Origin of the sequence: Gordonia sp. ABSL11-1 (assembly GCF_030315685.1) — a bacterium.
GTDB lineage: Bacteria > Actinomycetota > Actinomycetes > Mycobacteriales > Mycobacteriaceae > Gordonia.
This window is the reverse complement of sequence record NZ_JASXSI010000002.1, coordinates 307,199-331,125: the sequence shown is the minus strand read 5'-3', so window position 1 is coordinate 331,125 and position 23,927 is coordinate 307,199. Positions and strand designations below refer to the sequence as shown.

At 69.0% G+C, this 23,927-nt stretch carries 24 protein-coding genes; 5 read left to right on the top strand and 19 right to left on the bottom strand.

Going from position 1 to position 23,927, the window contains the following annotated elements; genetic code table 11:
* Positions 1–268: 268 nt before the first annotated feature.
* Together rpsO and QSJ19_RS04190 are read right to left on the bottom strand one after the other, a co-directional pair.
* Positions 269–538, bottom strand: a complete 270-nt coding sequence (gene rpsO, locus QSJ19_RS04195; RefSeq protein WP_187581996.1) for a 30S ribosomal protein S15 — start codon at positions 536–538, stop codon at positions 269–271.
* 206 nt (positions 539–744) lie between these two features.
* Entirely contained in the window at positions 745–1,713 is a 969-nt protein-coding gene (locus tag QSJ19_RS04190) for a bifunctional riboflavin kinase/FAD synthetase (protein ID WP_286318477.1), read from the bottom strand.
* Between the two features lie 221 nt (positions 1,714–1,934).
* Between QSJ19_RS04190 and QSJ19_RS04185 the strand changes: the two genes are divergently transcribed.
* Positions 1,935–2,624: a metal-dependent transcriptional regulator gene (locus QSJ19_RS04185; protein ID WP_286318543.1), complete on the top strand. Its 690-nt coding sequence runs from the start codon at positions 1,935–1,937 to the stop codon at positions 2,622–2,624.
* A gap of 119 nt (positions 2,625–2,743) precedes the next feature.
* On the opposite strand, the gene truB is transcribed toward QSJ19_RS04185, so the two are convergent.
* The 11 genes from truB to rimP all read right to left on the bottom strand — a co-directional run bounded on the left by truB (position 2,744) and on the right by rimP (position 14,164).
* On the bottom strand, positions 2,744–3,685 hold the full coding sequence (gene truB / locus QSJ19_RS04180) for a tRNA pseudouridine(55) synthase TruB (protein WP_286318476.1): 942 nt from the start codon (positions 3,683–3,685) through the stop codon (positions 2,744–2,746).
* A 1-nt stretch (position 3,686) separates the two neighbouring features.
* Entirely contained in the window at positions 3,687–4,343 is a 657-nt protein-coding gene (locus QSJ19_RS04175; RefSeq protein WP_286318475.1) for a 4'-phosphopantetheinyl transferase family protein, read from the bottom strand.
* A complete protein-coding gene (locus QSJ19_RS04170) occupies positions 4,340–5,329 on the bottom strand; it encodes a metallophosphoesterase family protein (protein WP_286318474.1) in 990 nt (329 codons plus the stop codon). The genes QSJ19_RS04175 and QSJ19_RS04170 overlap by 4 nt, the downstream gene beginning before the upstream one ends.
* 90 nt (positions 5,330–5,419) lie before the next feature.
* Positions 5,420–6,175: an esterase/lipase family protein gene (locus tag QSJ19_RS04165; RefSeq protein WP_286318472.1), complete on the bottom strand. Its 756-nt coding sequence runs from the start codon at positions 6,173–6,175 to the stop codon at positions 5,420–5,422.
* A gap of 43 nt (positions 6,176–6,218) precedes the next feature.
* Positions 6,219–7,586 carry an MATE family efflux transporter gene (locus QSJ19_RS04160; protein ID WP_286318542.1) on the bottom strand — a complete coding sequence of 456 codons (1,368 nt, stop codon included), beginning with the start codon at positions 7,584–7,586 and terminating at the stop codon, positions 6,219–6,221.
* A complete protein-coding gene (locus QSJ19_RS04155) occupies positions 7,577–8,533 on the bottom strand; it encodes a DHH family phosphoesterase (RefSeq protein ID WP_286318470.1) in 957 nt (318 codons plus the stop codon). The genes QSJ19_RS04160 and QSJ19_RS04155 overlap by 10 nt, the downstream gene beginning before the upstream one ends.
* Positions 8,530–9,006: a 30S ribosome-binding factor RbfA gene (gene rbfA / locus QSJ19_RS04150; protein ID WP_286318469.1), complete on the bottom strand. Its 477-nt coding sequence runs from the start codon at positions 9,004–9,006 to the stop codon at positions 8,530–8,532. Before rbfA ends, QSJ19_RS04155 begins: the two co-directional genes overlap by 4 nt.
* A gap of 96 nt (positions 9,007–9,102) precedes the next feature.
* Positions 9,103–11,922, bottom strand: coding sequence for a translation initiation factor IF-2 (infB, locus tag QSJ19_RS04145; protein WP_286318468.1), 2,820 nt, complete (start codon positions 11,920–11,922; stop codon positions 9,103–9,105).
* Positions 11,923–12,024: 102 nt separating this feature from the next.
* The gene (locus QSJ19_RS04140) at positions 12,025–12,384 is read right to left on the bottom strand and encodes a YlxR family protein (protein ID WP_286318467.1); all 360 of its coding nucleotides are present in this window, start codon (positions 12,382–12,384) and stop codon (positions 12,025–12,027) included.
* A 44-nt stretch (positions 12,385–12,428) separates the two neighbouring features.
* Complete coding sequence (nusA, locus tag QSJ19_RS04135; protein WP_286318465.1) at positions 12,429–13,466, bottom strand: transcription termination factor NusA; 1,038 nt, start codon at positions 13,464–13,466, stop codon at positions 12,429–12,431.
* A gap of 149 nt (positions 13,467–13,615) precedes the next feature.
* Positions 13,616–14,164, bottom strand: coding sequence for a ribosome maturation factor RimP (rimP, locus tag QSJ19_RS04130; RefSeq protein ID WP_286318463.1), 549 nt, complete (start codon positions 14,162–14,164; stop codon positions 13,616–13,618).
* A gap of 201 nt (positions 14,165–14,365) precedes the next feature.
* Here rimP and QSJ19_RS04125 point away from each other — a divergent pair, with 201 nt between their 5' ends.
* Positions 14,366–14,917, top strand: a complete 552-nt coding sequence (locus QSJ19_RS04125; protein WP_286318541.1) for a hypothetical protein — start codon at positions 14,366–14,368, stop codon at positions 14,915–14,917.
* Positions 14,914–15,348, top strand: a complete 435-nt coding sequence (locus QSJ19_RS04120; RefSeq protein WP_286318461.1) for a ferritin-like domain-containing protein — start codon at positions 14,914–14,916, stop codon at positions 15,346–15,348. The genes QSJ19_RS04125 and QSJ19_RS04120 overlap by 4 nt, the downstream gene beginning before the upstream one ends.
* Positions 15,349–15,381: 33 nt before the next feature.
* Here QSJ19_RS04120 and QSJ19_RS04115 read toward each other — a convergent pair whose 3' ends face one another.
* Positions 15,382–17,112, bottom strand: coding sequence for a proline--tRNA ligase (locus QSJ19_RS04115; protein ID WP_286318460.1), 1,731 nt, complete (start codon positions 17,110–17,112; stop codon positions 15,382–15,384).
* 93 nt (positions 17,113–17,205) lie between these two features.
* Here QSJ19_RS04115 and yaaA point away from each other — a divergent pair, with 93 nt between their 5' ends.
* Entirely contained in the window at positions 17,206–17,946 is a 741-nt protein-coding gene (gene yaaA, locus QSJ19_RS04110) for a peroxide stress protein YaaA (RefSeq protein WP_286318459.1), read from the top strand.
* Positions 17,947–17,955: 9 nt separating this feature from the next.
* On the opposite strand, the gene QSJ19_RS04105 is transcribed toward yaaA, so the two are convergent.
* The 5 genes from QSJ19_RS04105 to QSJ19_RS04085 form a co-directional block, all read right to left on the bottom strand.
* Positions 17,956–18,525, bottom strand: coding sequence for a pyridoxamine 5'-phosphate oxidase family protein (locus QSJ19_RS04105; protein ID WP_286318457.1), 570 nt, complete (start codon positions 18,523–18,525; stop codon positions 17,956–17,958).
* 47 nt (positions 18,526–18,572) lie between these two features.
* On the bottom strand, positions 18,573–20,087 hold the full coding sequence (locus QSJ19_RS04100; protein ID WP_286318456.1) for a DHA2 family efflux MFS transporter permease subunit: 1,515 nt from the start codon (positions 20,085–20,087) through the stop codon (positions 18,573–18,575).
* 154 nt (positions 20,088–20,241) lie between these two features.
* Positions 20,242–21,525: a uroporphyrinogen-III C-methyltransferase gene (gene cobA, locus QSJ19_RS04095; protein ID WP_286318454.1), complete on the bottom strand. Its 1,284-nt coding sequence runs from the start codon at positions 21,523–21,525 to the stop codon at positions 20,242–20,244.
* An 87-nt stretch (positions 21,526–21,612) separates the two neighbouring features.
* Positions 21,613–21,951 carry a hypothetical protein gene (locus QSJ19_RS26740; protein WP_353507115.1) on the bottom strand — a complete coding sequence of 113 codons (339 nt, stop codon included), beginning with the start codon at positions 21,949–21,951 and terminating at the stop codon, positions 21,613–21,615.
* Positions 21,948–22,964 carry an acyl-ACP desaturase gene (locus QSJ19_RS04085; protein ID WP_286318453.1) on the bottom strand — a complete coding sequence of 339 codons (1,017 nt, stop codon included), beginning with the start codon at positions 22,962–22,964 and terminating at the stop codon, positions 21,948–21,950. The genes QSJ19_RS26740 and QSJ19_RS04085 overlap by 4 nt, the downstream gene beginning before the upstream one ends.
* A gap of 152 nt (positions 22,965–23,116) precedes the next feature.
* Between QSJ19_RS04085 and QSJ19_RS04080 the strand changes: the two genes are divergently transcribed.
* Positions 23,117–23,800 carry a response regulator gene (locus QSJ19_RS04080; RefSeq protein WP_286318452.1) on the top strand — a complete coding sequence of 228 codons (684 nt, stop codon included), beginning with the start codon at positions 23,117–23,119 and terminating at the stop codon, positions 23,798–23,800.
* Positions 23,801–23,927 lie beyond the last annotated feature (127 nt).

Sequence of the window (23,927 nt, the reverse complement as noted above, 5' to 3'; positions counted from 1 at the left end):
CGGTCGTGTGGGGCGCGCGATCTCGAGATGCGCGCCGGGTTGGTGCGCAGACGGCCTTCGATCGAAGCGGCCGGAACTGTTGGCGTTCCGGCGGCCACTACCGAGGACCGATCTGCTCGTTTGTCACGTCCAGCAGGACTTTCACGGCAACGATCACTGGCCAGCCTATCATTGCGAACCGACCAGCATAAACGACACGGCCGTCCCCGCGTGGTGTGCGAGAACGGCCGTGAGGTCGTGGGCCCGTCGAGCGGGCCGGGCGCGTCGCTCAGCGACGCAGTCCGAGGCGCTCGATGAGCGCGCGGTAGCGGTTGATGTCGACCTTGGCGACGTACTTGAGCAGACGGCGACGGCGACCGACGAGAAGCAGCAGACCACGACGGCTGTGGTGATCGTGCTTGTGCTCCTTGAGGTGCTCGGTCAGGTCGGTGATGCGCTTGGTCAGCAGCGCGACCTGCGCCTCCGGAGAACCGGTGTCGGTCTCGTGCAGGCCGTACTCGGACAGGATGTCCTTCTTCTGCGCGGCAGTCAGTGCCATGGGAAAACTCCTGATATCTCAGTCCCGCGTTCATCGGATTCTGCTCGGCATCCACCCGGATGCTCCGACAGACGGCGCGCCACCGCGGACCGCAGCAACGCCAGCGATCGAATCTACCAGCGGCACCCCCACCTGCCCAAATCCGAGTGCCGGTGGCCGCCGAGTCGTGGTGAACTCCTCAGCAGAGGTCGATCAGCAGAGGTCGATCAGTCCTCGGCCTTGGCCAACAATCGCCGGGTCTCCTCGACATCACCGGCGATCGCGGTGATCAGGTCGTCGACCTCGGCGTAGTTCACCATCCCGCGGATCCGGCCGACGAAGTCGACGGCGACATGCTGGCCGTAGAGATCCGCGCTGGTGTCCAGGACGAACGCCTCCACGGTGCGGGTGCGTCCGGAGAACGTCGGGTTGGTGCCGACCGAGACGGCGGCCTGATATCGCTCACCCGGAACCACCTGACCGACGACCGGTCCGGCGCCCAGCACGGTGAACCAGGCGGCGTAGACGCCGTCGGCGGGGATTGCCGCGAACATCGGCGGGGCGACATTCGCGGTGGGGAAGCCCAGTTCGCGGCCGCGGCCGTCTCCACGGACGACAACACCCTCCACCCTGTGCGGGCGACCGAGCGCCTCGGCGGCGAGCTCGACGTCGCCGGAGGCGACGCAGGATCGGATGTAGGTCGACGAGAACGTCACGGCGTGTTCGCCGAACAGCGAGATGCCCTGCACCTCGAATCCGAACTTCTGGCCGAGCTCGGTGAGCTTGGCGACGTCACCGGCAGCCTTCTTGCCGAAGGTGAAGTTGTCTCCGACGACGACATCGGCGGCGTGCAGGGTCTCGACGAGGATGTCGTGCGCGAAGTCCTTCGGCGAGCGCGACGCGAGTTCGGCGGTGAAGGGCATCACGCAGAACACGTCGATCCCGAGTTCCTCGGCGAGTTCGGCCCGCCGCGTCAGGGTGGTCAACTGCGGCGGATGGGTGCCGGGACGGACCACCTCGGCCGGATGCGGATCGAACGTCATCAACACGGCCGGCACACCACGTTCGGCCGCCGCCGCGGTCGCGGCGTGGATCAGTTGGGCATGACCGCGATGAACGCCGTCGAACACACCGATGGTGACCACACACCTACCCCAGTCCGCGGGGATGTCCTCGAGACCTCGCCAACGCAACACGCGCACCAGCCTACGGCCCGGTCGGTTCCCAAACCACTTCCGGCCGCTGGTGATGAACAGCGTGTTTCGTCCACCTCGATCGGTGCTGAACGGACACCGACCGATGACAACACGCGATGACACATGTCGCTCTCGGATCGGGCAGGTTCTAAGCTCGAGGAATGCCCCAGTCCCCCACGGCCGGTCCCGGCACGTCAGAGTCCGGTGGGTCCGGCGACGTCATGTCGGCCGGCGAACGCCCGGTGACCGAGTTGTCGTCGGTGACACAGGACTACCTGAAGGTCATCTGGACCGTCCAGGAATGGGCCGACGTCAAGGTGACCACGAAGATGCTCGCCGAACGCCTCGGCGTGTCCGCATCGACCGCGTCCGAGGCGATCCGCAAGCTCGCCGACCAGGGCTTGGTCTCGCACGAGCGGTACGGCGCGGTCACCCTCACCGACGAGGGACGATCCGCCGCGATCCTCATGGTGCGCCGTCACCGTCTGCTCGAGACATTCCTCGTCCGTGAACTCGGTTATGGCTGGGACGAGGTCCACGACGAGGCCGAGATCCTCGAACACGCGGTGTCCGACCGTCTGATGTCACGCCTGGACGCGAAACTCGGCTATCCCAGCCGGGATCCGCACGGTGACCCGATCCCGGCGATCGACGGCTCAGTGCCCAGCCCCGACGCCAAACTCCTGTCCGACCTCGATGTCGACGAATCGGGCACCGTCGCAAGGATTTCCGACGACGATCCGGACATGTTGCGCTACTTCGACGAAGTCGGCGTGGCGCTGGACCGCGTCGTCACCGTCGTCGAGAAGCGACCGTTCGCAGGCACGATCTCCATCTCGGTCGACGGCAGCGACCACATCGATCTCGGTGACGTTGCCGCGCGTGCGATCTTCTTGATCCCGTCGGCCTGACCGGATTCGGGACCGTCGGAGGCTCGTCGCCGGTCGCGCGGGTGTCGTTGGCGCGGGCCGTCGACGACCCGCGCGAACCGAGCCGGCCCGCGCAAGCCTCGACACCGCAGTCACCGCGGCTACCGGAGCGTCGCGGGTCGCACGACCATCACCGAACTCGCCCGGCGCCCCTTCTCCTGGACCAATGCGATCGCGCGGCCCGCGGGGTCGATGACCACATAGGTCTCCTTGCGTCCCACGGGCGTCAGCCAGCGACCCTGGCTGATCGACTCGGCCTCGTCGTCGTCGATGTCGCGATGCGGGAAGGAGATCTTCGCGGCCTCGTCGATGGTCAGCGACAGCCGTGGCCCTTCCGACAGCGTCGCAAGGGTACGAGCATGGTCGAGTGTGAAGGGGCCGACGGCGGTCCTGCGCAACGCGGTCAGATGGCCCCCCACCCCGAGGGCGGCGCCGAGATCGCGTGCCAGCGAACGGATGTAGGTGCCTGCCGAGCAGTCGACCTCGACGTCGAGGTCGATGAACCCTTCGAGACGCTCGCTCGCTCCGCTCGCTGGCTCCTCAGGGACCGGAGGACGCCGTAGCTCCCGGATGTCGAAGCGCGACACCGTCACCGGTCGGGCGGCCAGGTCGAACTCCGCGCCGGTGCGTGCCAGACTGTGCGCCCGCCGCCCGTCGACCTTGATCGCGCTCACGCGTGCCGGGACCTGTTGGATGTCGCCGGTCAGATCGGCGATCCCCGCGGCGATCTGCGTGTTGGTGAGGTGGCTCGCGTCTGTCCGCGAGATCTGCTGCCCTTCACGGTCATCGGTGTCGGTGGCGGCGCCGAGGCGGATGGTAGCGGCGTACGACTTGGTGGTCAGGGTGAGCAGACCGAGCAGTTTGGTCGCCCGCTCGACGCCGACGACGAGGACGCCGGTCGCCATCGGATCCAGGGTGCCGGCATGCCCGATACGCCTGGTGTCGAACAACTTCCGGCACTTGGAGACCACATCGTGACTCGTCATCCCGGGGTCCTTGTCCACGATGACCAGCCCGGCGTTCTCGATGGATGCGTCGGCCATGTCAGGTCAATGCGATCGTGGTCGTGATCAGACCGCGGTCGACGAGCCACCGTCCGGTGAGTTCGGTCAGCGGGGCGCCACCGTCGATCGCCGAGCCGTCGACGAGGATGCGCGAGGCGAACGTCCCACCCGTCGGCGAGGTCTGCTCGAAGCTGATGTGGGCATCCTCGAAACCCAGCCATCGTTGGGTGACCGGAAACCACGCCTTGTACGTGGCCTCCTTGGCGCAGAACAGGAGTCGGTCCCAGTGCAGTCCATCGGGCCGAGTGGCCAGCACCTGTCGCTCCGCATCGATGCTCGTGTGCTCGAGGACCCCGTCCGGCAGCCGGTCATGGGGTTCGGCGTCGATGCCCAGCGACCGGACCTGCAGCGAGTAGGCGACGACGGCGCCGCGGTAACCGTCGCAGTGCGTCAGACTTCCGACGACACGCTCCGGCCACAGCGGCATCCCCCGCTCGCCACGCATGATCGGCGTCGGCCCGATCCCCAACTGAGACATGGCCTCGCGCGCACAGTGGCGCGCCGTGACGAACTCGCGACGTCGCTTGTCGACCGCGCGTTCGATCAGGGAACGCTCGGCGGGCATGGGTTCGAGCCCGGGCGGATCCTCGAAGGCCTCGGCCGAGGCCACACCGCTCGGGACGAGCTGTTCGATCACTCTTGTTCCTCGGTTGTCGTGCGGGTGGCCCCTCGGGCGGCCCGGCGTTCGCGACGTTCGGCGATCCGACGGGCGAACTCCTGGGCGTGGCGCTCGTAGTCGGGCGGCAACTCGAACCGTGCGCCGTGTCCGGGAAGGTCGGCCTCGGTCAGGCCGGGATCCGGGATGATGGCCCGTAGCAGCGGTTCCGGGAGTCCCCGCCGCTTCCATTCACGAGGATAGCCGACGGACACCTCCTCGAAACGCACGTCGTCGTACCAGGTCGTGCGCGGGATGTGCAGGTGGCCGTAGACGCAGCAGGCCGCGTGGTATCGGGTGTGCCAGTCGGCCGTCAACTCACTGCCACACCAGAGCGCGAACTCCGGGTACATCAGTGCGTCAGTGGGTTCGCGCCGCAGTGGCCAGTGATTGATCAGCACGGTCTGCTCGGACGGATCGAGTGCGTCGAGGCGCGTGCGGGTGGCCTCGATCCGCGCCCGTCCCCAGGCGTCGCGGGTCGGGAACGGTTCCGGCGACAGGAGGAACTCGTCGGTGGCGACGACGTTGCGTTCGCGGGCCAGCGCGAGGGCAGTGAGTGTCGTCGAGGTGCCCTCCGGCCGGAATGTGTAGTCGTACAGCAGGAACATCGGCACGACCCGGACCGGCGTCGCGCCGTTGCCCGGATGGAAGAGCGGATAGATGTCCTCCGGGGTGATCACACCGATGTCGCGGCATGCCTGCACGAGGTAGTCGTAACGGGCCACACCGTGGATCTGCAGCGGATCCTTGGCCGTCGTGTACAACTCGTGGTTGCCCGGGACCCACACGACCGTGTGGAAACGGGTGCGCAGCCTGCGGAGTGTGTCGACGATGTCGTCGGTGCGTTCGGCCACGTCGCCTGCCACGATCAACCAGTCGCCACTGTCCTGAGGACGGAGCAGATCGACGATGTGCTCGTTCCCCCGGTGGGCGACGTGAAGATCGCTGATTGCCCACAAGGTCGCCATGTCACCACCCTAACGATGTGCGGCCGCCCACCTCCGAGCGGCCGCTCGCACCCTCCGGCACCCGACGCGCGGGTCCGGCGCGGGTCCGCCTCAGCGGTGTCCCGGCGCGCCCGGCAGCGTGGACTTCTGATAGGTCAGCACTCCGTCGGGTTCGGTGACGAACCGACCGCGGCACTGTCCGTTGACGGCGGCCACGGTCGCGTCCCAGATCTTCGGATCGATCATCTCGAAGGTGTGCTCGAGACCGAGTGCCGGGAACGATTCGTTCGCCGGGATCGGAGTGACCCGGCACTGGCCCCCGTCGAGGTGTCCGTCAACCCATTCGCGGGCGCTGCGCACGCCGTAGTACCGGGTCGGGCCGGGTGTGTCGTCGCCCTTGTTCAACGTGGCCAGGAACGGCGTCCCAGGACACACCTCGGGCCCGGCCTGCTGTCCGCAGGCACCGGGCGATCCGTACTGCGGGCTCCCGAAGGCGACATAGGTGGCGACCTTGTCGGCGCCGCCCATCTCCTTCAGGTACCAGCGGGCGCTGACCCCGCCGATGCTGTGCCCGACCAGTGCGACGCGATCACCGGGATGCTGGCGATGGATACGGTCGACGGCCGCCGAGATCGCCGCGGCATCCTTCTTCATGTCGAATCCGCGGAGGTCGAGAGGCGTGGCCGGATAGCCACGGGAGGTCAGGTTGTCGGCCATCGGCTGGAACACCGCTCCGGGCAGATACTGACCGGGGATCAGGAGCACACGCGTCGTCGGGGGTTCGGCGTCGGCAGGCGCGGCCCCGACAACCACGGACGCGAGAACGGCGAGCACACCGCACAGTGCGGCGACGAGGGATCGGATCATCGGGTAAGGATACCCTGGCCTGTTTCTGACTCCCATCGGCCTCTCATGTGTCGACGCCGGTACGCCGCCATCGGCCGGACCGGACACGCATCGCCACGGCGCTCAGCCGGCCGAGCATGAACACCACCAACCCGCTCCAGATCCCGGCCAGGCCCCAGTCGAAGGCCAGCGACAGCCAGATGAGCGGGAGGAATCCGACGAGCGCGGCGACGAGGGTCGCGGTCCGCAGGAAGCGGGCGTCCCCGCTGCCCAACAGCACACCGTCGAGAGCGAAGACGATCCCGGCGATCGGCAGCATCGCGACGAAGAACCACCACGGCACGGCGATCGCGTCGAGGATCTCGGGATCGGACGTGAACAGGCGCGGTATCACCTCGGCACCGAGCGCGAACACACCGGCCATGATCGCGGCGGCGACGAGCGACACGACGGTGACCCGCCGTGCCACGCCGACTGCGACCCCGACCGCTCCCCCGCCCAGCGCCGCACCGACGAGCGACTGCGCCGCGATCGCCAACGAATCGAGGAACAGCGACATGAACTCCCAGAGCTGCAGCACCACCTGGTGTGCAGCCACCGCCTCGACACCGAATCTGGCGGCGACTGCCGCGGCGGACAGGAAGCAGATCTGGAACGACAGGCTGCGGACGACGAGGTCGCGGGCCATCACGAGCTGGGCACCGATGACCGCACGGTCGGGCCACAGCCGACGGACGCCGGAACGTCGCGCCTCACGGATCACGCGCTGCGCGAACAGGACTCCGGTCAATCCCTGACCCACCAGGTTGGCCACCGCGCTTCCCGGCAATCCGAGTCGCGGCAAACCACCGACCCCGTGGGTCAGGCCGACGACGAGGACCGCGGCCACGGACAGACCGACGACGACGTAGACGACGGGCCGCCGGGTCTCCTGCACGCCACGCATCCATCCGTTGCCGGCCATCGAGAGCAGGATCAGCGGAACCCCGAACATGGCGATGCGCACCCACCCGGTCGCGTCGGCGACGACCAGCCCGGACGCGGGCGAACCCGAGCCCACCAGGATCTGCATGACGAACGGCGCCAGCGGATACATCACGGCGACCAGGAGCACCCCGACACCGACGGCGATCCAACTGGCCTGAATGCCCTCGGAGACGGCGCCCGCACGGTCGCCCGCGCCGAATCGACGCGCGGACCGGGCGGTCGTCCCGTAGGACAGAAAGGTCAGCTGGGTGCTGATCACCGACAGCACGAGAGTCGCCACCCCCAGTGCGGCGAGCTCGTCGCCGCCCAGGCGACCGACGACCGCCAGATCCAGCAGCAGATAGAGCGGCGGTGCGATCAGCACCGCCAACGCGGAGACCGTCAGGATCGCGATGCGCCGCGGCCCGGCGGTCGGATCGTGGACGGCGGACTCGCTCAGAGCGATCCCAGCAGTCGGGCCACCACCTCGTCGGCGGGGCCGGAGTCGTTGTATCCGGAAGCGTGCCGGTGCCCTCCGCCTCCGTGGGCGGCCGCGATCGGCACCAGATCGACTGTGCGTTTGGATCGCAACGAGACCGACCAGGTCTGCGGTGCGGTCTCCTTGAACACCGCCGCGACCTCGGCCTCGTTCGCCGTGCGGACGATGTCGATGACGCTCTCGCCCTCTTCCCAGCTCATTCCGGACAAGACCTGATGGTCGACGACGGCGTAGACCAGTCCTCCGCCGTCACACGCCTCGGCGACCAACTCGGCGCCGCCGAGGACGTCGGCCACCATCCGGAACCAGCGGAACGGATGGCTGTCGAGCAGCGACCGACTCCAGGCCCGGGCGTCGACGCCCGCGTCGATGAGGCGCGCCGCCACCCGGAACGACTCCGGCCGGGCCCACCGGAACGAGCCGGTGTCGGTGACGAGCCCCGCGTACAGACAAGTGGCGATCTCCTCGTCGATCGCGACACCGAGGTCGTCGAGCACCGACAGCACGAGCACCGCGGTGCAGTCCGCGGCCGGATCGATCAGGTCGAGATCGCCGAACCCGAGGTTCGACGCGTGATGGTCGATGGTCACCGTCCGTCGCGCGGCCACGAAAACCGTTGTCAGCGAATCCAACCGACTCAGACTGGCCGCGTCGACGGAGACGACGACCGGGTGCCCGACGACATCGCGTTCATGGACGAGGAGCTTGGCGCCGGGCAGTTCACCGAGCGGCGACGGCAACGCCACCGTGTCGGGGAACGCGACCTCGACCTGTGCGCCCAGCCGATCCAGCGCCAATCCCAGCGCCAGACCGCTGCCGATGGTGTCCGCGTCCGGACGGACGTGGCAGAGGATGGTCACCGCGGAGACGTCGGCGAGCTCGGCCGCCACCGCTGTGCTGGTCGCCGATGTCACTCCCGAGGACCGTCCCCTGCAGAGTCGGCATCTGCTGCTGCGTCGTCGGCGCTGCGATACGGGTCGGCGTCACCGGCGGGCTCGGCCCTCTCTGCCCGTCGTGCCACCAGCTCGTCGTTGGCGCGGGCGCGCGCGACGAGTTCCTCCATGTGCCGTGCGGCGTCGGGCACGGTGTCGAGCACGAAGGTCAGCGTCGGGGTGAACCGGACACCGGTGCCCGCACCGACCTTCGACCGCAGGATGCCGGTGGCCTTGGCGAGCCCGGCGGCGGCCGCCTCGTAGTCGGGTTCGTCGTCGATGGTGGCGCCCATCACGGTGTAGAACAGCGTCGCATCATGCAGGTCGTTGGTCACCCGCGCATCGGTGATGGTGATGTGCGCGAGTCGCGGGTCCTTGATCTCGCTCCCGATCGCCGAGGCGACGATGGACGAGATGCGTTTCGCCATCCGGGCGGCCCTGGCCGAATCAGCCATGTCGGATCCTTTCCACTGAGCACAGCGTCCCCTCGGGTTCCCCACCGGAGATCGGCGGAGAACCCGAGGGGCGTGTCGGAGTTCGCGACGCGACGGTCAGTCGCGCGGCTTCTCCTGCAGTTCGTAACTCTCGATGACGTCGTCGACCTTGATGTCGCTGTAGGTCAGCGTGAGACCACATTCGTAGCCTTCGCGGACCTCGGTCGCGTCGTCCTTCTCCCGTCGCAGCGAGGAGATGGACAGATTCTCGGCGATCACGACGTTGTCGCGGAGCAGACGGGCCTTGGCGTTACGCCGCATGATGCCCGACTGGACCAGACAGCCGGCGATGTTGCCGACCTTCGACGACTTGAAGATGGCGCGGATCTCGGCGCGGCCGAGCTCGACCTCTTCGTAGATCGGCTTGAGCATGCCCTTGAGCGCACTCTCGATCTCGTCGATGGCCTGGTAGATCACCGAGTAGTACCGGATGTCGACGCCCTCGCGGTTGGCCAACTCGGTGGCCTTGCCCTCCGCTCGGACATTGAAGCCGATGATGATCGCATCCGACGCCGCAGCCAGGTTGACGTTGGTCTCGGTGACGCCACCGACACCACGGTCGATGACGCGCAACGACACCTCGTCGCCCATGTCGATCCCCAGCAAGGCCTCCTCGAGCGCCTCGACGGTTCCCGAGTTGTCGCCCTTGAGGATCAGGTTGAGCTGACTGGTCTCCTTGAGCGCGGAGTCCAGGTCCTCGAGGCTGATCCGCTTGCGACTGCGTGCGGCCAGCGCGTTGCGCTTGCGTGCATTGCGCCGGTCGGCGATCTGCCGAGCGGTGCGGTCCTCTTCGACGACGAGCAGGTTGTCACCCGCGCCGGGCACCGACGTGAAGCCGATGACCTGCACCGGACGCGACGGCAGCGCCTCGGCGACGTCGTCTCCGTGCTCGTCGACCATGCGGCGGACACGTCCATAAGCGTCGCCGGCGACGATGGAGTCGCCGACCTTCAGCGTTCCGCGCTGGACCAGGACGGTGGCGACCGGGCCGCGCCCGCGGTCGAGGTGGGCCTCGATCGCGACCCCCTGGGCGTCCATGTCCGGGTTGGCGCGCAGATCGAGCGACGCGTCGGCGGTCAGCAGCACGGCCTCGAGCAGTGCGTCGATGTTGTCGCCCTGCTTGGCGGAGATGTCGACGAACATGCTCTCGCCGCCGTACTCCTCCGGGATGAGTCCGTACTCGGTCAGCTGGCCCCGGATCTTCTGCGGATCCGCGCCCTCCTTGTCGATCTTGTTGACCGCCACCACGATCGGCACATCCGCCGCCTGGGCGTGGTTGACCGCCTCCACCGTCTGCGGCATGACGCCGTCGTCGGCCGCGACCACGAGGATCGCGATGTCGGTGGCCTTCGCGCCGCGGGCACGCATGGCGGTGAACGCCTCGTGACCCGGGGTGTCGATGAAGGTGATCAGACGGTCCTCACCATTGAGGTGGGTGTCCACCTGGTAGGCACCGATGTGCTGGGTGATGCCACCGGCTTCCGCCTCGCGGACGTTGGCCTTGCGGATCGTGTCCAGCAGGCGGGTCTTGCCGTGGTCGACGTGACCCATGACGGTGACCACCGGCGGACGCTGCTCGAGGTCCTCGTCGCCGCCCTCGTCCTCGCCGTAGGTGAGGTCGAAGCTCTCCAGGAGCTCGCGATCCTCGTCCTCCGGGCTGACGACCTGGACGTTGTAGTTCATCTCGCCGCCGAGCAGCTCCAGCGTCTCGTCGTTGACCGACTCGGTCGCCGTGACCATCTCGCCGAGGTTGAACAGCGCCTGGACCAGCGATGCCGGGTTGGCGTCGATCTTGTCGGCGAAGTCCGACAGCGATGCACCGCGGGCGAGACGGATGGTCTCGCCGTTGCCACGTGGCAACCGCACACCGCCGACGGCGGGCGCCTGCATCGAATCGTATTCCTGACGCTTCTGACGCTTCGACTTGCGACCCTTGCGGGGTGCGCCGCCGGGACGTCCGAACGCACCCGCGGCACCGCCGCGCCCACGGCCACCGCCGCCACCGGGACGACCGCGGAAACCGCCACCGGGAGCACCGGTCGGCGCGCCGCCACCGCCACCGCGGTAGCCACCTCCGCCGCCGCCACGGTTACCACCGCCGCCGCCCGGGCCGCCGCGACCCGGACGCCCGGCGTCCGGCCGAGCGGCTCGGCTCGGCATCGCACCCGGATTCGGGCGCGGGGGCATGCTACCGGGACTGGGACGGGGTCCGCCCTGCCCGGGACCGGGACGAGGACCCCCCTGACCTGGGCGTCCGGTGGCACCCGGACGACCGCCGCCGGGACGCGGGCCACCCTGCCCGGGACCGGGACGGGGACCCTGCGGACGCGGCGCGGGGGCCGGGGCCGACGAGTACGGGTTGTTGCCGACGCGCGGTGCGCGCGGGCCCGGCTTGGGACCCGGTCGCGGACCGGGCCGGCTCGGTGCTGCCGCGCCTGAGTCCTGGGCCGCTGCCGCCGCCGGGGCGTCGGCAGCGGGAGCCTGCGGAGCAGGCTTCGACGGAGCGGGGCTCGGCGCCGGGGTGGGTGCTGCGGGTGCCGGGGTCGGCGCGGGCGCCGGAGCGCTCGCAGCGGCCGGGGTGGGGCCGGGGGTCGGCGCACCGGGCTTGGGACCCGGACGCGCGGGACCCGGCTTGGCGCCACCGGAGCCGTTGGCGCCCGGTTTGGGGGCACCACCCGGTCGGGCCGCCGATTTCCCGGCGTCCTTGGATCCTGATTTCTGGGGGAATGACTCGCGGAGTCGACGGGCCACGGGGGCCTCCACCGTCGACGACGCGGATTTGACGAACTCGCCTTGCTCCTTCAGACGCTCGAGCACCTGCTTGCTCGTCACGCCCAGTTCTTTGGCCAGTTCATGCACGCGGGCCTTGCCTGCCACTGCTCTCCTCACTTGGAGGTCGAGCGGGCTGCCCGCTACGACCTCGGTTTACGTCCGAAACGCGCTCATCGTGGGTACTTCACGGTGTGCTCATGTCTTCTGCTACCTGTTCCGGCCGCTATGGCCATCTACTGCGGTGATCCCACCGATTGCTTCGGCGAGGTCGTCGGGGTCCACGGTCAGACCGGGCACCCGAAGCGCCGAGGGAAACGCCCGTCGTCGCACCGCGGCGGACAAACAGTCCCGCTGCGGGTGCAACCAGGCACCTCGTCCCGGCATGGTCTTCGCGGCGTCGACGACGATCCCCGGTGGCCCGTCGCCGTGTACGGCGACGACCCGGACCAGATCCGTTGCTTCTGCACGTTGCCGACATCCGACACATGTGCGGACCGGTCCGCGTGGGTGTGAGCCCGTGCGGAGGGCCCGGCCCTCGGGTGGTGTCGACAGCGATCGCTGAACCATCGATCAGTCTAGCGCGCTAGGTCGGTTCTCGGACAACCGGCTGCTCAGTCGGCGTGCGGGACGTCGGAACGGCGGGCCGGGGCGGGTGCCGGCGCGGGGTCGGCATCCGATCGGATGTCGATCCGCCAGCCGGTGAGCCGGGCGGCGAGCCGGGCGTTCTGTCCCTCTTTGCCGATGGCGAGCGAGAGCTGATAGTCCGGGACGACCACGCGGGCTGCCTTGCCCGCGGGGTCGACGACCTCGACCGACACAACCTTCGCCGGTGACAGCGCATTCCCAACGAACACACCCGGGTCGGTGTCGTAGTCGATGATGTCGATCTTCTCGCCGGCCAGTTCGCTCATCACGTTGCGCACGCGCTGTCCCATCGGACCGATGCAGGCGCCCTTGGCGTTGAGTCCGCCGACGCCGGTGTGGACCGCGATCTTCGACCGGTGTCCGGCTTCCCGCGCGACCGCGACGATCTCGACCGAGCCGTCCTCGATCTCGGGGACCTCGAGCGAGAACAGTTTGCGCACGAGGTTCGGGTGGGTGCGCGACAAGGTGATCTGCGGTCCGCGGGGGCCGCGGCTGACCCCGACGACGTAGCACTTGATCCGGTCGCCGTGGGTGTAGGTCTCGCCGGGTACCTGCTCGGCGGGTGGGATGACGCCCTCGGCGCTGTTGGCGTCGCTGCCGATCTGCACCACGATCATCCCGCGGGCGTTGGCACGTGAGTCCTGCTGGACGACGCCGCCGACGATCTCACCCTCGTGGGTGACGAAGTCGCCGAAGTTCTTCTCGTTCTCCGCGTCGCGCAGACGCTGCAGGATCACCTGTCGGGCGGTGGTGGCGGCGATCCGGCCGAAACCCTCGGGGGTGTCGTCCCACTCGTGGACGACGTCCCCGTTGTCGTCGAGCTCCTGTGCCATCACCCGGACCGCTCCGGATTTGCGGTTCACGTCGATGCGGGCATGCGGCGCGAAGCCGTCGGTGTGGCGGTAGGCGGTCAGCAGCGCCGTCTCGATCGCGGTGATGACCGTGTCGATCGAGATGCCCTTGTCCGCCTCGATCATGCGCAGCGCGTTGATGTCGATGTTCATGGGGATGGGCTCCTATTCATTTGTCTGCTCCTATTCACTTGTCCGATTCGATTGTGCGCGGATCTGTGGCGTTTGGGTATCCGCCGGGATGGTGTGTCCGGCGGGGCGTCGACATGCGTGGCCTGCGGGTCCGACGTCAGGGGTGCCGGTCAGCTGTCGGAGCGCCGGCGGACGATCTCTTCCTGATCGAGTCCGCAGAGTTCCAGCTCGGCGGCTCCGGGACGGGAGAAGTCGACCTGTACGACGGCCTCGAGGACCGTCGAGAGGTCGAGGTCCTGTGTCCGGAACCGCCCCTTGTCGTTGGCGACGATGCGGACATGGCCATCGTCGACCGGCCCGATCCGACCGGTCACCTGCCGAGGCGAACCGCCGTCGGTGGGCGACACGGTCACCGCCACCTTGCGCCCGCGGGCACGACGCCAATGGCGTGGCGCCGTGAGCGGACGATCGACACCGGGTGAGGTGACCTCGAGGGTGTACTCCTCGTCCGTCGTACTCGGCGTGCCGTCGAGGACGGCGGAGATCTCGCGGCTGAGGTCGGCGAGGACATCGAGGTCGCCACCCCCGTCGCGATCGACGATGACCGTGATCTCGGTGCGGTCCGACACCGACGTCACGACGATGTCCTCGAGATCGAAACCCTGTCCGGTGACCACGGATTCGACGAGGTCGCTGACCTGCTCGGCGGTGATCGGCACGGCACTCTCCTCGTCTTCAGTTGTCGGTGGGGACATTCCCGCGGCCGGCGCCTCTGGGTGTCGGCAGGTCCTCGACCGCTGAGTGGCAGTGCTCCATCCTAGTGGATGCGACGACCCTCTCCGACCACGACGGCCATCGGACGTCATCCGGCCGCCATGCCCGACGCCGCCGACGACGCATCGCCGTCCACGGCTGGCATCATGTGTCGCGTGACCTCACCCCTGACGCGCCGAACGGTCCTGCGGGGCGGCCTCGCCGTCACCGCCGGTACCGTCGCCCTCTCGGCGATCTCCGCGTGCGATCGCGGTCCGACCGCCGACCAGATCACCGCCGCCGCGCTGGTCCCCCTGGCCCAGGCGGCCCTCGCCGATCAGGCCGCCGCACAGTCGCTGGCGCCTCGGACCCCCGACTACACGAACGCGCTCGGTGTGGTCGCGTCGCAGCGCGGTGAACACGCACGCGCCCTGCGCGAAGAGATCACCCGTCTCGACCAGGAGACCGCCGACCGCATCGGCACCCCGGCCGGACAGCCCGGGACATCGGGTGGCGCGAGCGCGCCGACCCCGCCGCCGTCGACGGGACCGGTCAGCACCATCCCCGAGGTCACGTCCGTCACCGATCTGCGCGGCCGGTTGTCCCATTCGGCACGGACCGCCGGGGAAGCGGCCGGCGCTCTCGGCGGCTACGCCGCCGGACTCGCCGGCGCGGTGTCCGCATCGGTCACGAGCATGGTGGAGGTGCAGCTCGGATGAGCGCGACGACCGATGCCCTGTCGAAGGCTGTCGACACCGAGAACGCGGCGATCTTCGCCTACGGGGTGGCGACCGCCTTCACCTCCGCCGCCCGCCGGACCACCGTCGCCGAATACACGGCGGCGCACCGGGTACGGCGCGACGAACTCGTCGCCGCCCTGAACGCCGCCGACGCGACGGTCCCCGAGGCGGCCGTCGGGTACACCCTTCCGCTGACCGTCGACGACTCGGTGACCGCCGTACGCGCACTGCTCGCCGCGGAGGTCGACTGCACGGTGGCCTATCGCGCGCTGATCGAACAGGCCGCAGACACCGCCGTGCGACGACTCGGCCTCGGCGGGCTCACCGACTCGACGGTCCGTGCAGCCGACTGGCGTGTGGCCCTGCGGGATTCGCCCGTGACGGTGGCCTTCCCCGGCTCCCCCGCCTGAGCGTCCGACGGGCGGATGCACCCGCCGCCATGTCTAGCCGCGAGCTGCCGCCGCCACCGCCGCGACGGCGCCGGCGACCGGCACCTCAATGGTCTCCCCGGTGAAGCGGTCGCGGATCTCGATGGTGCCGTTGGTATATCCGCGCCCGACGACCACGACGACCGGCATGCCCAGGAGTTCGGCGTCCTTGAACTTCACGCCCGGCGAGGCCTTGCGGTCGTCGAGGAGCACCGACACGCCGGCGGCGTCGAGATCCTCGGCCAGCTCGTGGGCGCCGGCGATGGCGGCGTCGTCCTTGTTCGCGATGACGAGATGTACGCCGAACGGGGCGACCGATCGCGGCCAGCGCAGTCCCTTGTCGTCGTGGCTCTGTTCGGCGATGACCGCGACGAGACGTGAGACGCCGACACCGTAGGACCCCATCGTGAGGCGGACCGGTTTGCCGCTCTCACCGAGGACATCGACCTCGAAGGCGTCGGTGTACTTCTGGCCCAGCTGGAAGATGTGGCCGATCTCGATGCCCTTCGCGGAGACGAGGGGCCCTTTGCCGTCGGGTGAGGGATCGCCGTCGCGGACCTCCGCGGCCTCGATGGTCCCGTCTGCGGTGAAGTCACGTCCGGCGACGAGGTCGACGTAGTGCTTGCCCTTCTCGTCGGCGCCGGTCACCCACGACGTGCCGTCGACCACCCGCGGATCGACGAGGTACGGGACACCGTGCGCGGCAAGTCCTCTGGGCCCGATGTATCCCTTGACGAGGAACGGGTTGGCGGCGAAGTCCGCGTCGCTGAGCAATTCCACCTCGGCGGGCTCCAGCGCGGCCTCGAGTCGCTTCATGTCGACCTCGCGGTCGCCCGGTACGCCGACGCCGGTGATCTCCCAGTCGCTGCCGGGCCGCCGGATCTTGATCATCACGTTCTTGAGGGTGTCGCGGGCGGCGTAGGTGCGCTCGAATGTGGCGTCCGCCCAGTCGACCAGCGTATCGATGGTGGGTGTGTCCGGGGTGTCGTACACCTTCGCCTGCGGCAGGCCGTCGAACGGGATCGGCTCGGGCGCGGGCGTGATGACCGCCTCGACATTCGCCGCATACCCGGATTCCAGGCATCGGACGAACGTGTCTTCCCCGACCTCGCTCTCGGCGAGGAACTCCTCGGACGCGCTACCGCCCATCGCCCCCGATGTCGCCGCGACGATCACATAGCGGACCTCGAGACGGCGGAAGATGCGCTGATAGGCCTCGCGATGGGCATCGTAGGCGGCCTTCAGACCGTCGTCGTCGAGGTCGAAGGAGTAGGCGTCCTTCATCACGAACTCACGGCCACGGAGAATACCGGCGCGAGGCCGCTCCTCGTCGCGGTACTTCGTCTGGATCTGATAGAGGATGACGGGCAGATCCTTGTACGACGAATACTCCCCCTTGACGAGTTGGGCGAAGAGCTCCTCATGGGTGGGGCCGAGGAGCATGTCGGCACCCTTGCGGTCCTTGAGCCGGAACAGGGCGTCGCCGTACTCGGTCCATCGTCCCGTCGACTCGTACGGGTCGCGCGGCAGCAGCGCGGGCAGCAGGATCTCCTGCGCGCCGATCGCCGCCATCTCCTCGCGGACCACGTTCTCCACGGCCTTGAGCACACGCAGACCCAGTGGCAGCCAGGTGTAGACCCCCGGCGCGGTGCGGCGGACGTATCCGGCGCGCACGAGGAGTTTGTGGCTGGGCACCTCGGCGTCGGCGGGATCGTCGCGGAGGGTGCGCAGGAACAAGGTCGACATGCGAGTGATCACGAGTGTCGAGCTTAGTCGGGTGCCGCCGCTCGGATGTGTGCGGTGTGGGACGCCCGCGATCGGCCCCGATATGGTGTTGCGGTGCTCGTCATCCTGCCTCCCTCCGAGACCAAGTCCGACGGCGGGCGGGGCGGCCCGCTGGACCTGGACACGCTGTCGTTCCCGGAGCTGAACCCGATCCGCAAGCGCATCGCCGAGGCGATCGTCGATCTGGCCGGCGATCTCGACGCGAGCCGCGCGGCCCTGGGCCTCGGGGCGACCCAGCTGTCCGAGATCGATCGCAACGCCGACCTCTGGCTCTCGCCCACCCGACCCGCGATCGAGCGCTACACCGGCGTGCTCTATGACGCACTCGATCATCGCGGGCTCACCCGCGCCGGGAAGGTCAAGGCCACCGATCGTCTGGCGATCGGGTCGGCGTTGTTCGGTGTGGTGCGAGCCGGCGATCCGATCCCGGCCTATCGCCTCTCCGGCGGCTCGCGACTGCCCGACATGCCGACCCTCGCGTCGGTGTGGAAGCCCGATCTCTCCGACGCCCTCGACGCCGTCGACGACTTCGTCGTCGATCTCCGGTCGGGTGTCTACCACCAGTTCGGTCCGGTGCGCGGTGCGGTCACCGCGACGGTGATGACCGAGGCCGCCGACGGCAGCCGAAAAGTGGTGAGCCACTTCAACAAGCACTACAAGGGCCTCATGGCGCGCGAGCTCGTCCGGACCCGGCGGACCGTGCGCGACGTGAACGGGCTGGCGGCCGTGCTCGCCGACGCCGGCCAGCGTGTGGAGATCGCGGCGGCCGACCAGATCCTGGTGCTCACCGACTGATCGTGGGGCTCAGACCGACGGGCGGACCCGACGGTTGGTCGCTTCGTCGAAGGTGAATCGGGTGGCACCGCCGGGTTCGACCGTCTGCAACGCGGTCGCGCGCAGGGGCGTGACGCGATAGACGTGCCAGGGCGGCGGACCCGCCGACGGTGCGCTGAAGTCGGCGGTCAACGCCGTGCCGGTCTCGTCCACGCGGCAGGGCCAACCGTCGTCGGCGGCCCAGAGCTCGGCCATCTCCGCGACGACGTCGGGGTCGCGGATCAGGTGTGCCTCACCCTCGACGACGATGTCGTAGTCGCGGGCGGCCAGCGACATCGTGCAGCGCGGATCGCGTGCCACGTTGCGCCCCTTGCGTGTGGTCTCCCCGGTCTCGAACCACAAGAAACCCTTGTGCCAGAGCGCACCCACGCCGGTGACGTGCGGCGCACCGTCGGCATCGATCGTCGCCAGCCACCAGGTGTGCCGGTCGGGACCGCCGGTTCCGGGCGCCTGCGGCACGCCCTCATCGAGGCGCGCGGCGACAGGACCCCAGTCCAGGGTCGCCACGTCGTACAACTCAGCCAGATTCTTCGCCTTCATGTTCTGGTAGACCCCGGTGGGTCCCAGAACTCATCGGGCGTCGGCGGTCACCGGGTCTCGTCGACGTCGAGGCTGGCGTTCGCCGCCTCCTGGGCGGCCTGCCCCTCGGCCACCTCTTCCGGGGTGAATCGCATGAACAGCACGACGACGGCGGCGAGCACGGCGATTCCCGCGCAGCACGCGAAGGCGAGACCGTATCCGCTCGCCTGGGCGGCGAGTTCGGTCGGGTTCATGTCCTCGACGGGACCGGTCGTACCGCCCTGCGACAGTGCCCGCGAGGTGACCGCCGCGCCGACGGCCACGAGGCCGATGGCGCCGCCGAGGTTCTGGGCGACCTGGGCCAGTGCCGTGAGCGGGCCGATCTCGAGTGGACCGACCCCGGCGACCACGGACAACGTGAGGGGGATGACGGCGAAGCCGACGCCGACTCCGATGACGACGACCGGCAGACCGATGCTCGGGAAGTAGTCGGGCGCGCCTGTCGCGATCGACGATGCGTAGAGGCAGCCCGCCAGGATGATCGCACCGCCGAGCAAGACGAGCCAGCGGGGCTGGACCATCAGCGACAGCTTGGACGCGATCGCGGCGGCAAGACCGAGCCCGAAGGCGAACGGGACGACGGCGAGACCGCTCTGGATCGGTGAGTACTTGAGGATGCCCTGCAGGTACAGCGAGATGAAGACCGCCATGCACATCATGATCATGCTGGCGAAGAAGATGGCGACGAGGGCCGCCACCCGATTCCGGTTGCCGAAGAGCACGAACGGCAGGATGGGGTTGCTCGCGCGCCGCTCGACGACGATGAACGCCGCCAGCGCCAGGCCACCGAGGACGAACGAGCCGACCACCAGGGGACTCGCCCAACCGTTCGGCCCCTCGTTCACCGCCAGGACGAGCAGCGTGCAGCCGAGGGTCGCCAGTACCGCGCCGGGGACATCGAGCGAGAGCCGCTCGCCCTGCGATTCGCGCAGCACGAGGATCGCGCCGAGCGCCACGATGATCCCGATGGGCACGTTGATCAGGAAGACCAGGCGCCAGGACAGCTGGGTGAGTACGCCGCCGAGGATGAGTCCCGCCACCGATCCGACGCCGGTCATCGCGGCGTAGATCGCGAAGGCCTGACTTCGCGGCTTGCCGGGCGCGAACGTCGTCGCGACCAGGGCCATGGCCGTCGGGGCGGCGATCGCGGCCGACGCACCCTGCAGGGCCCGGCCGATGATCAGGCTGGTCTCGTCCCAGGCGACACCGCACAGCAGCGAGGTCAGCGTGAACGCGACGACGCCGGTGATGAACATGCGTTTGCGGCCGAAGGTGTCACCGAGGCGCCCGCCCAGCAGCATCAGTCCGCCGAAGGCGAGAACATAGCTGCTGATGATCCAGTTGGCGCTCGACTCGGAGAGCTGCAGTGCGTCACGGATCTTGGGCAGTGCGAGGGCCGCGACCGTGCCGTCGAGCACCATCAGCAGCTGCATCCCGCTCAGCACCAGGATCGCGGCGCCGAACACGCTGCGGTATTCCGGCACGGCGGTGTGCGCGGCGCTCGACGTCTCGGGTGCGGACATAGGCTTCGACGCTACCGCTCGCGGACCCGAATATGCCAATCCCCATTGGCCTGTTGTCGACGTCACGTCACGGTCGAACGTCCAGGTCCCGGCCCCTGCGGGGTGGCGGCGTGCGTGGTCGGCGGCGCGCCGAGCCGACCCCGGGGACACCCGGTCAGGACGCGAGGTCGGTGAATCCGGCGACCTCGCCGACGACCAGGATGGCCGGTGGCCGCAGGCCCTGTGCGGCGGCCGTGCTCGCCGCGGCGGCGAGGTCGGATCGCAGCACCCGCTGCGTCGGCAGTGACCCGTTCTCGATCATCGCGACGGGGGTGTCGGCCGGTTTGCCACCGGCGAGAAGGGCGTCGGCGAACGCATCGATACGCTCGACCGCCATCATCAGCACGAGGGTCCCGCGCAGCCGCGCCACCGCCTCCCAGTCGACCAGCGAATCGGGATGGCCGGGTGGGACGTGTCCGGAGGCGATCACGACCTCATGGGTCACGCCGCGGTGGGTGACCGGGATGCCCGCGGCGGCCGGCGCCGCGATCGGGCTGGTGATGCCGGGGACGACCGTGACCGGCACGCCCGCCTCGACGCACGCCTGTACCTCTTCGAAGCCCCGGCCGTAGACGTACGGGTCCCCGCCCTTGAGCCGGACGACGAACTTGCCGGCGCGTGCGCGGTCGACGAGGACCGCGTTGATCGCCTCCTGCTTCATCGCACGCCCATAGGGCACCTTCGCGGCATCGACGATCTCCACCTGCGGCCCCAGCTCGGCGAGCAGTTGCGGCGGGGCCAACCGGTCGGCGACGACGACGTCGGCCTGTTGGAGCAGTTTCTGTCCGTGGACCGTGATGAGGTCCGGGTCGCCCGGTCCCCCGCCGACCAGCGCGACGCCGGGCGGATGGGGCACGTCGTCGGCGACGGTGAGCGAGCCGTCGGCCAGGGCACGCCCGATCGCGGCCCGCAACGCCGCCGACTGACGATGATCGCCGCCGGCGAGCACCCCGAACTGCAGATCGCGGTGCCGCCCGGAGGCCGGGGTGACCGCGGTGCCGAAGCGGGCGTCGTCGGCCCGGACGCAGTAGGTGTGGCGGGCCTCTGCGTCGGCGACCACCTGAGCATTCACCCCGGGATCGTCGGTACATGCCATCACATACCAGGCGCCGTCGAGATCGCCGTTCTGATAGGTGCGACGGGAGATGGTGACACCGGGCGTCGACTCGACGGCCGGCGTGGGATCGAGGGCGACGACGTGGACGTCGGCGCCCGCCGCGATCAGATTGGGCAGTCGCCGCTGGGCAACCGACCCGCCGCCCACGACCACCACCTTGCGGCCGACCAGGTCGAGGCCGACGAGGTAATGACCGCGCGCAGACCCGGCCGGGTCATCGGCTTCGGGGTGAGCGGGCTGGGGATGAGCGCGCGGGGCACCGTCGGACACGCCAGAGGACATGACCCACGAGCCTACCGACCCGGTGACCGACCGGCGCATCCGCGCGCCGCCTCGGCACCGCCCCGAGACCGCCTCGCGCCGCGACGATCAGTCGGGCAGTCGCCCGGCCCGACGGACGGACGCCCACACGTCGGCGGCGGGGATGCCCGATCGATGAGCGGCCGACCGGATCAGCTGTGCGAGCAGCACGGAGGCCGCGTACTCTCCGGTCGACGGGTCGTCGGTGTGCGTGCGGATGGTGTTCCACCAGGTCACGTTGCCGCAACTGGCGGCTTCGGCCATGGCGATGGCGGTGTCGAATCCGGGGATGGTCGGATCGTCGTCGCGGTCGCATCCGGTGCATGTGCATCCGTCGCACGAACGCGGGGCGCCGACGGTGATGTCGAGGACCGGACCGTTGAACCGCGGACCGTCGAGGACGGTCATCGGATGGCCGCCGCATCGGACCGGCCCGACTTGGCGTGCTGTCGGGCGAGCGCACGGTCGCGGGACTCCTCGAACCTGCGCACCTTGACGTCCATCTGTTCGAGGAAGTCGCCCAACAGTTCTCGATAGTGCTCGCCGAGCGGGCCGAAATCGTCCCGCTCGAAGATCCGCCATTTCCGCAGCACCGGCATCACGACCTCCGACATGTGTTGCGGCAGATCGTAGATGCCGCCCTTGGCGATCAACACCGCGTTCCGCCGGAAGTTCGGCATGGTCGCCCCCGGCATCTGGAAGTTGGACACGATCGCGTAGATCGCTGCCATCGTCTGATCGGGAACGAGGTCGAGGGCTCCGGCGACGATGTTGCGGTAGAAGAGCATGTGCAGGTTCTCGTCGGCCGCGACGCGCTGCAGCATGCGGTCGGCGATCGGGTCGCCACACGCCTTGCCGGTGTTGCGATGCGACACTCGGGTCGCGAGTTCCTGGAAGCTGACATAGCTGACGGCATAGAGCATGTCGTAGCTGTGATCACGCTGGCCGTCATCCTCGGGCAGCGGGTTGAACCCGTGCGTCATGTGCTCCATCCGGATGTTCTCCAGCTCCACCGGATCCACACCGCGCGTCACCACCAGGTAGTCGCGCATGACGACCGAATGCCGCATCTCCTCGGCGGTCCACCGACCCACCCAGAATCCCCACGCGTCGTCGAGACTGAAGTTGTCCGCGATCACCCGGTGGTAGGACGGCAGATTGTCCTCGGTCAGCAGATTGGTGATCATCGCCGCCTTCGCCGTCTCCGAGAGCTGGGACTGCGACGGGTCCCAGTCGTCCCCGCCGAGCGCGGCGAAGTTACGCCCGTCATCCCAGGGCACGTAGTCGTGTGGGTGCCAGTCCTTGGTCATCTTCATGTGTCGTCCGACCTCGGACTCGCAGACCGGGAGCAGTTCCCGGAGCAGGTCCGAGCCGGTCATGCCGGTGTCCGCTACCGCCGGTGGGCCGATCAGGCTGGTCATCGTTCTCCCTCGTGGTTCGCACTGGCTGGGCAGATACCAACTCTGCGCCGTGCGACGGGCGGTGACGTGAGCCGAAGGTCCCGGATCCGATGGGACCCTGGTCATCCGATCGCAGGACCACTCCATCCCCGACCTGCGGTACCGTCGACCCCATGTCTGCCGATGCCCCATCCGCCGGGGGCGCCACCACAGCGCCGGTGCGCGTCTATCTCGTCGACGACCACGAACTGGTCCGGCGCGGACTCCGCGATCTGCTCGGGACGGCCCCCGATCTCGAGATCGTCGGCGAGGCGGCGTCGGTCGGCGAGGCGAAGGTCGGCATCCTCGCGACCAGGCCCGACGTCGCCGTCCTCGACGTCCGCCTGCCCGACGGCAACGGCGTCGAGCTCTGCCGGGATGTCCGCGCGGCCGAGCCGTCCGTGCACTGCCTGATGCTCACCAGTTACGCCGACGACGACGCCCTCCTCGCGGCCGTGCTCGCCGGCGCTTCCGGATTCGTGCTCAAGCAGATACTCGGCCACAACCTGATCGAGGCGGTTCGCACTGTCGGACACGGCGGTTCGCTCCTGGACGACCGCAGCACCACCGCACTGCTGGCCCGGTTGCGTGACAGCAAGGGCGGCGCCGCCGACCCGCTCGCCGAACTCACCCATCAGGAGCGCGAGGTCTTCAATCTCATCGGCGACGGCATGACCAACCGTCAGATCGCCGAGCGGATGTTCTTGGCGGAGAAGACGATCAAGAACTACGTGTCCCGCATCCTCGCGAAGCTCGACATGCAGCGCCGCACCCAGGTGGCGGTCATGGCGACGAAATTGCGTGACGGCACGATCTAGCGTCGGCTTCTCGAGTTCTCGCGCCGGTTGTCGGTCCATGCGCCGAATGTTTCAGCCGCGCGACCACACTACCGGCGCACGAATCTCTGGTCCCACACATTCCGAGACAGGGACCTCACGGAATGAT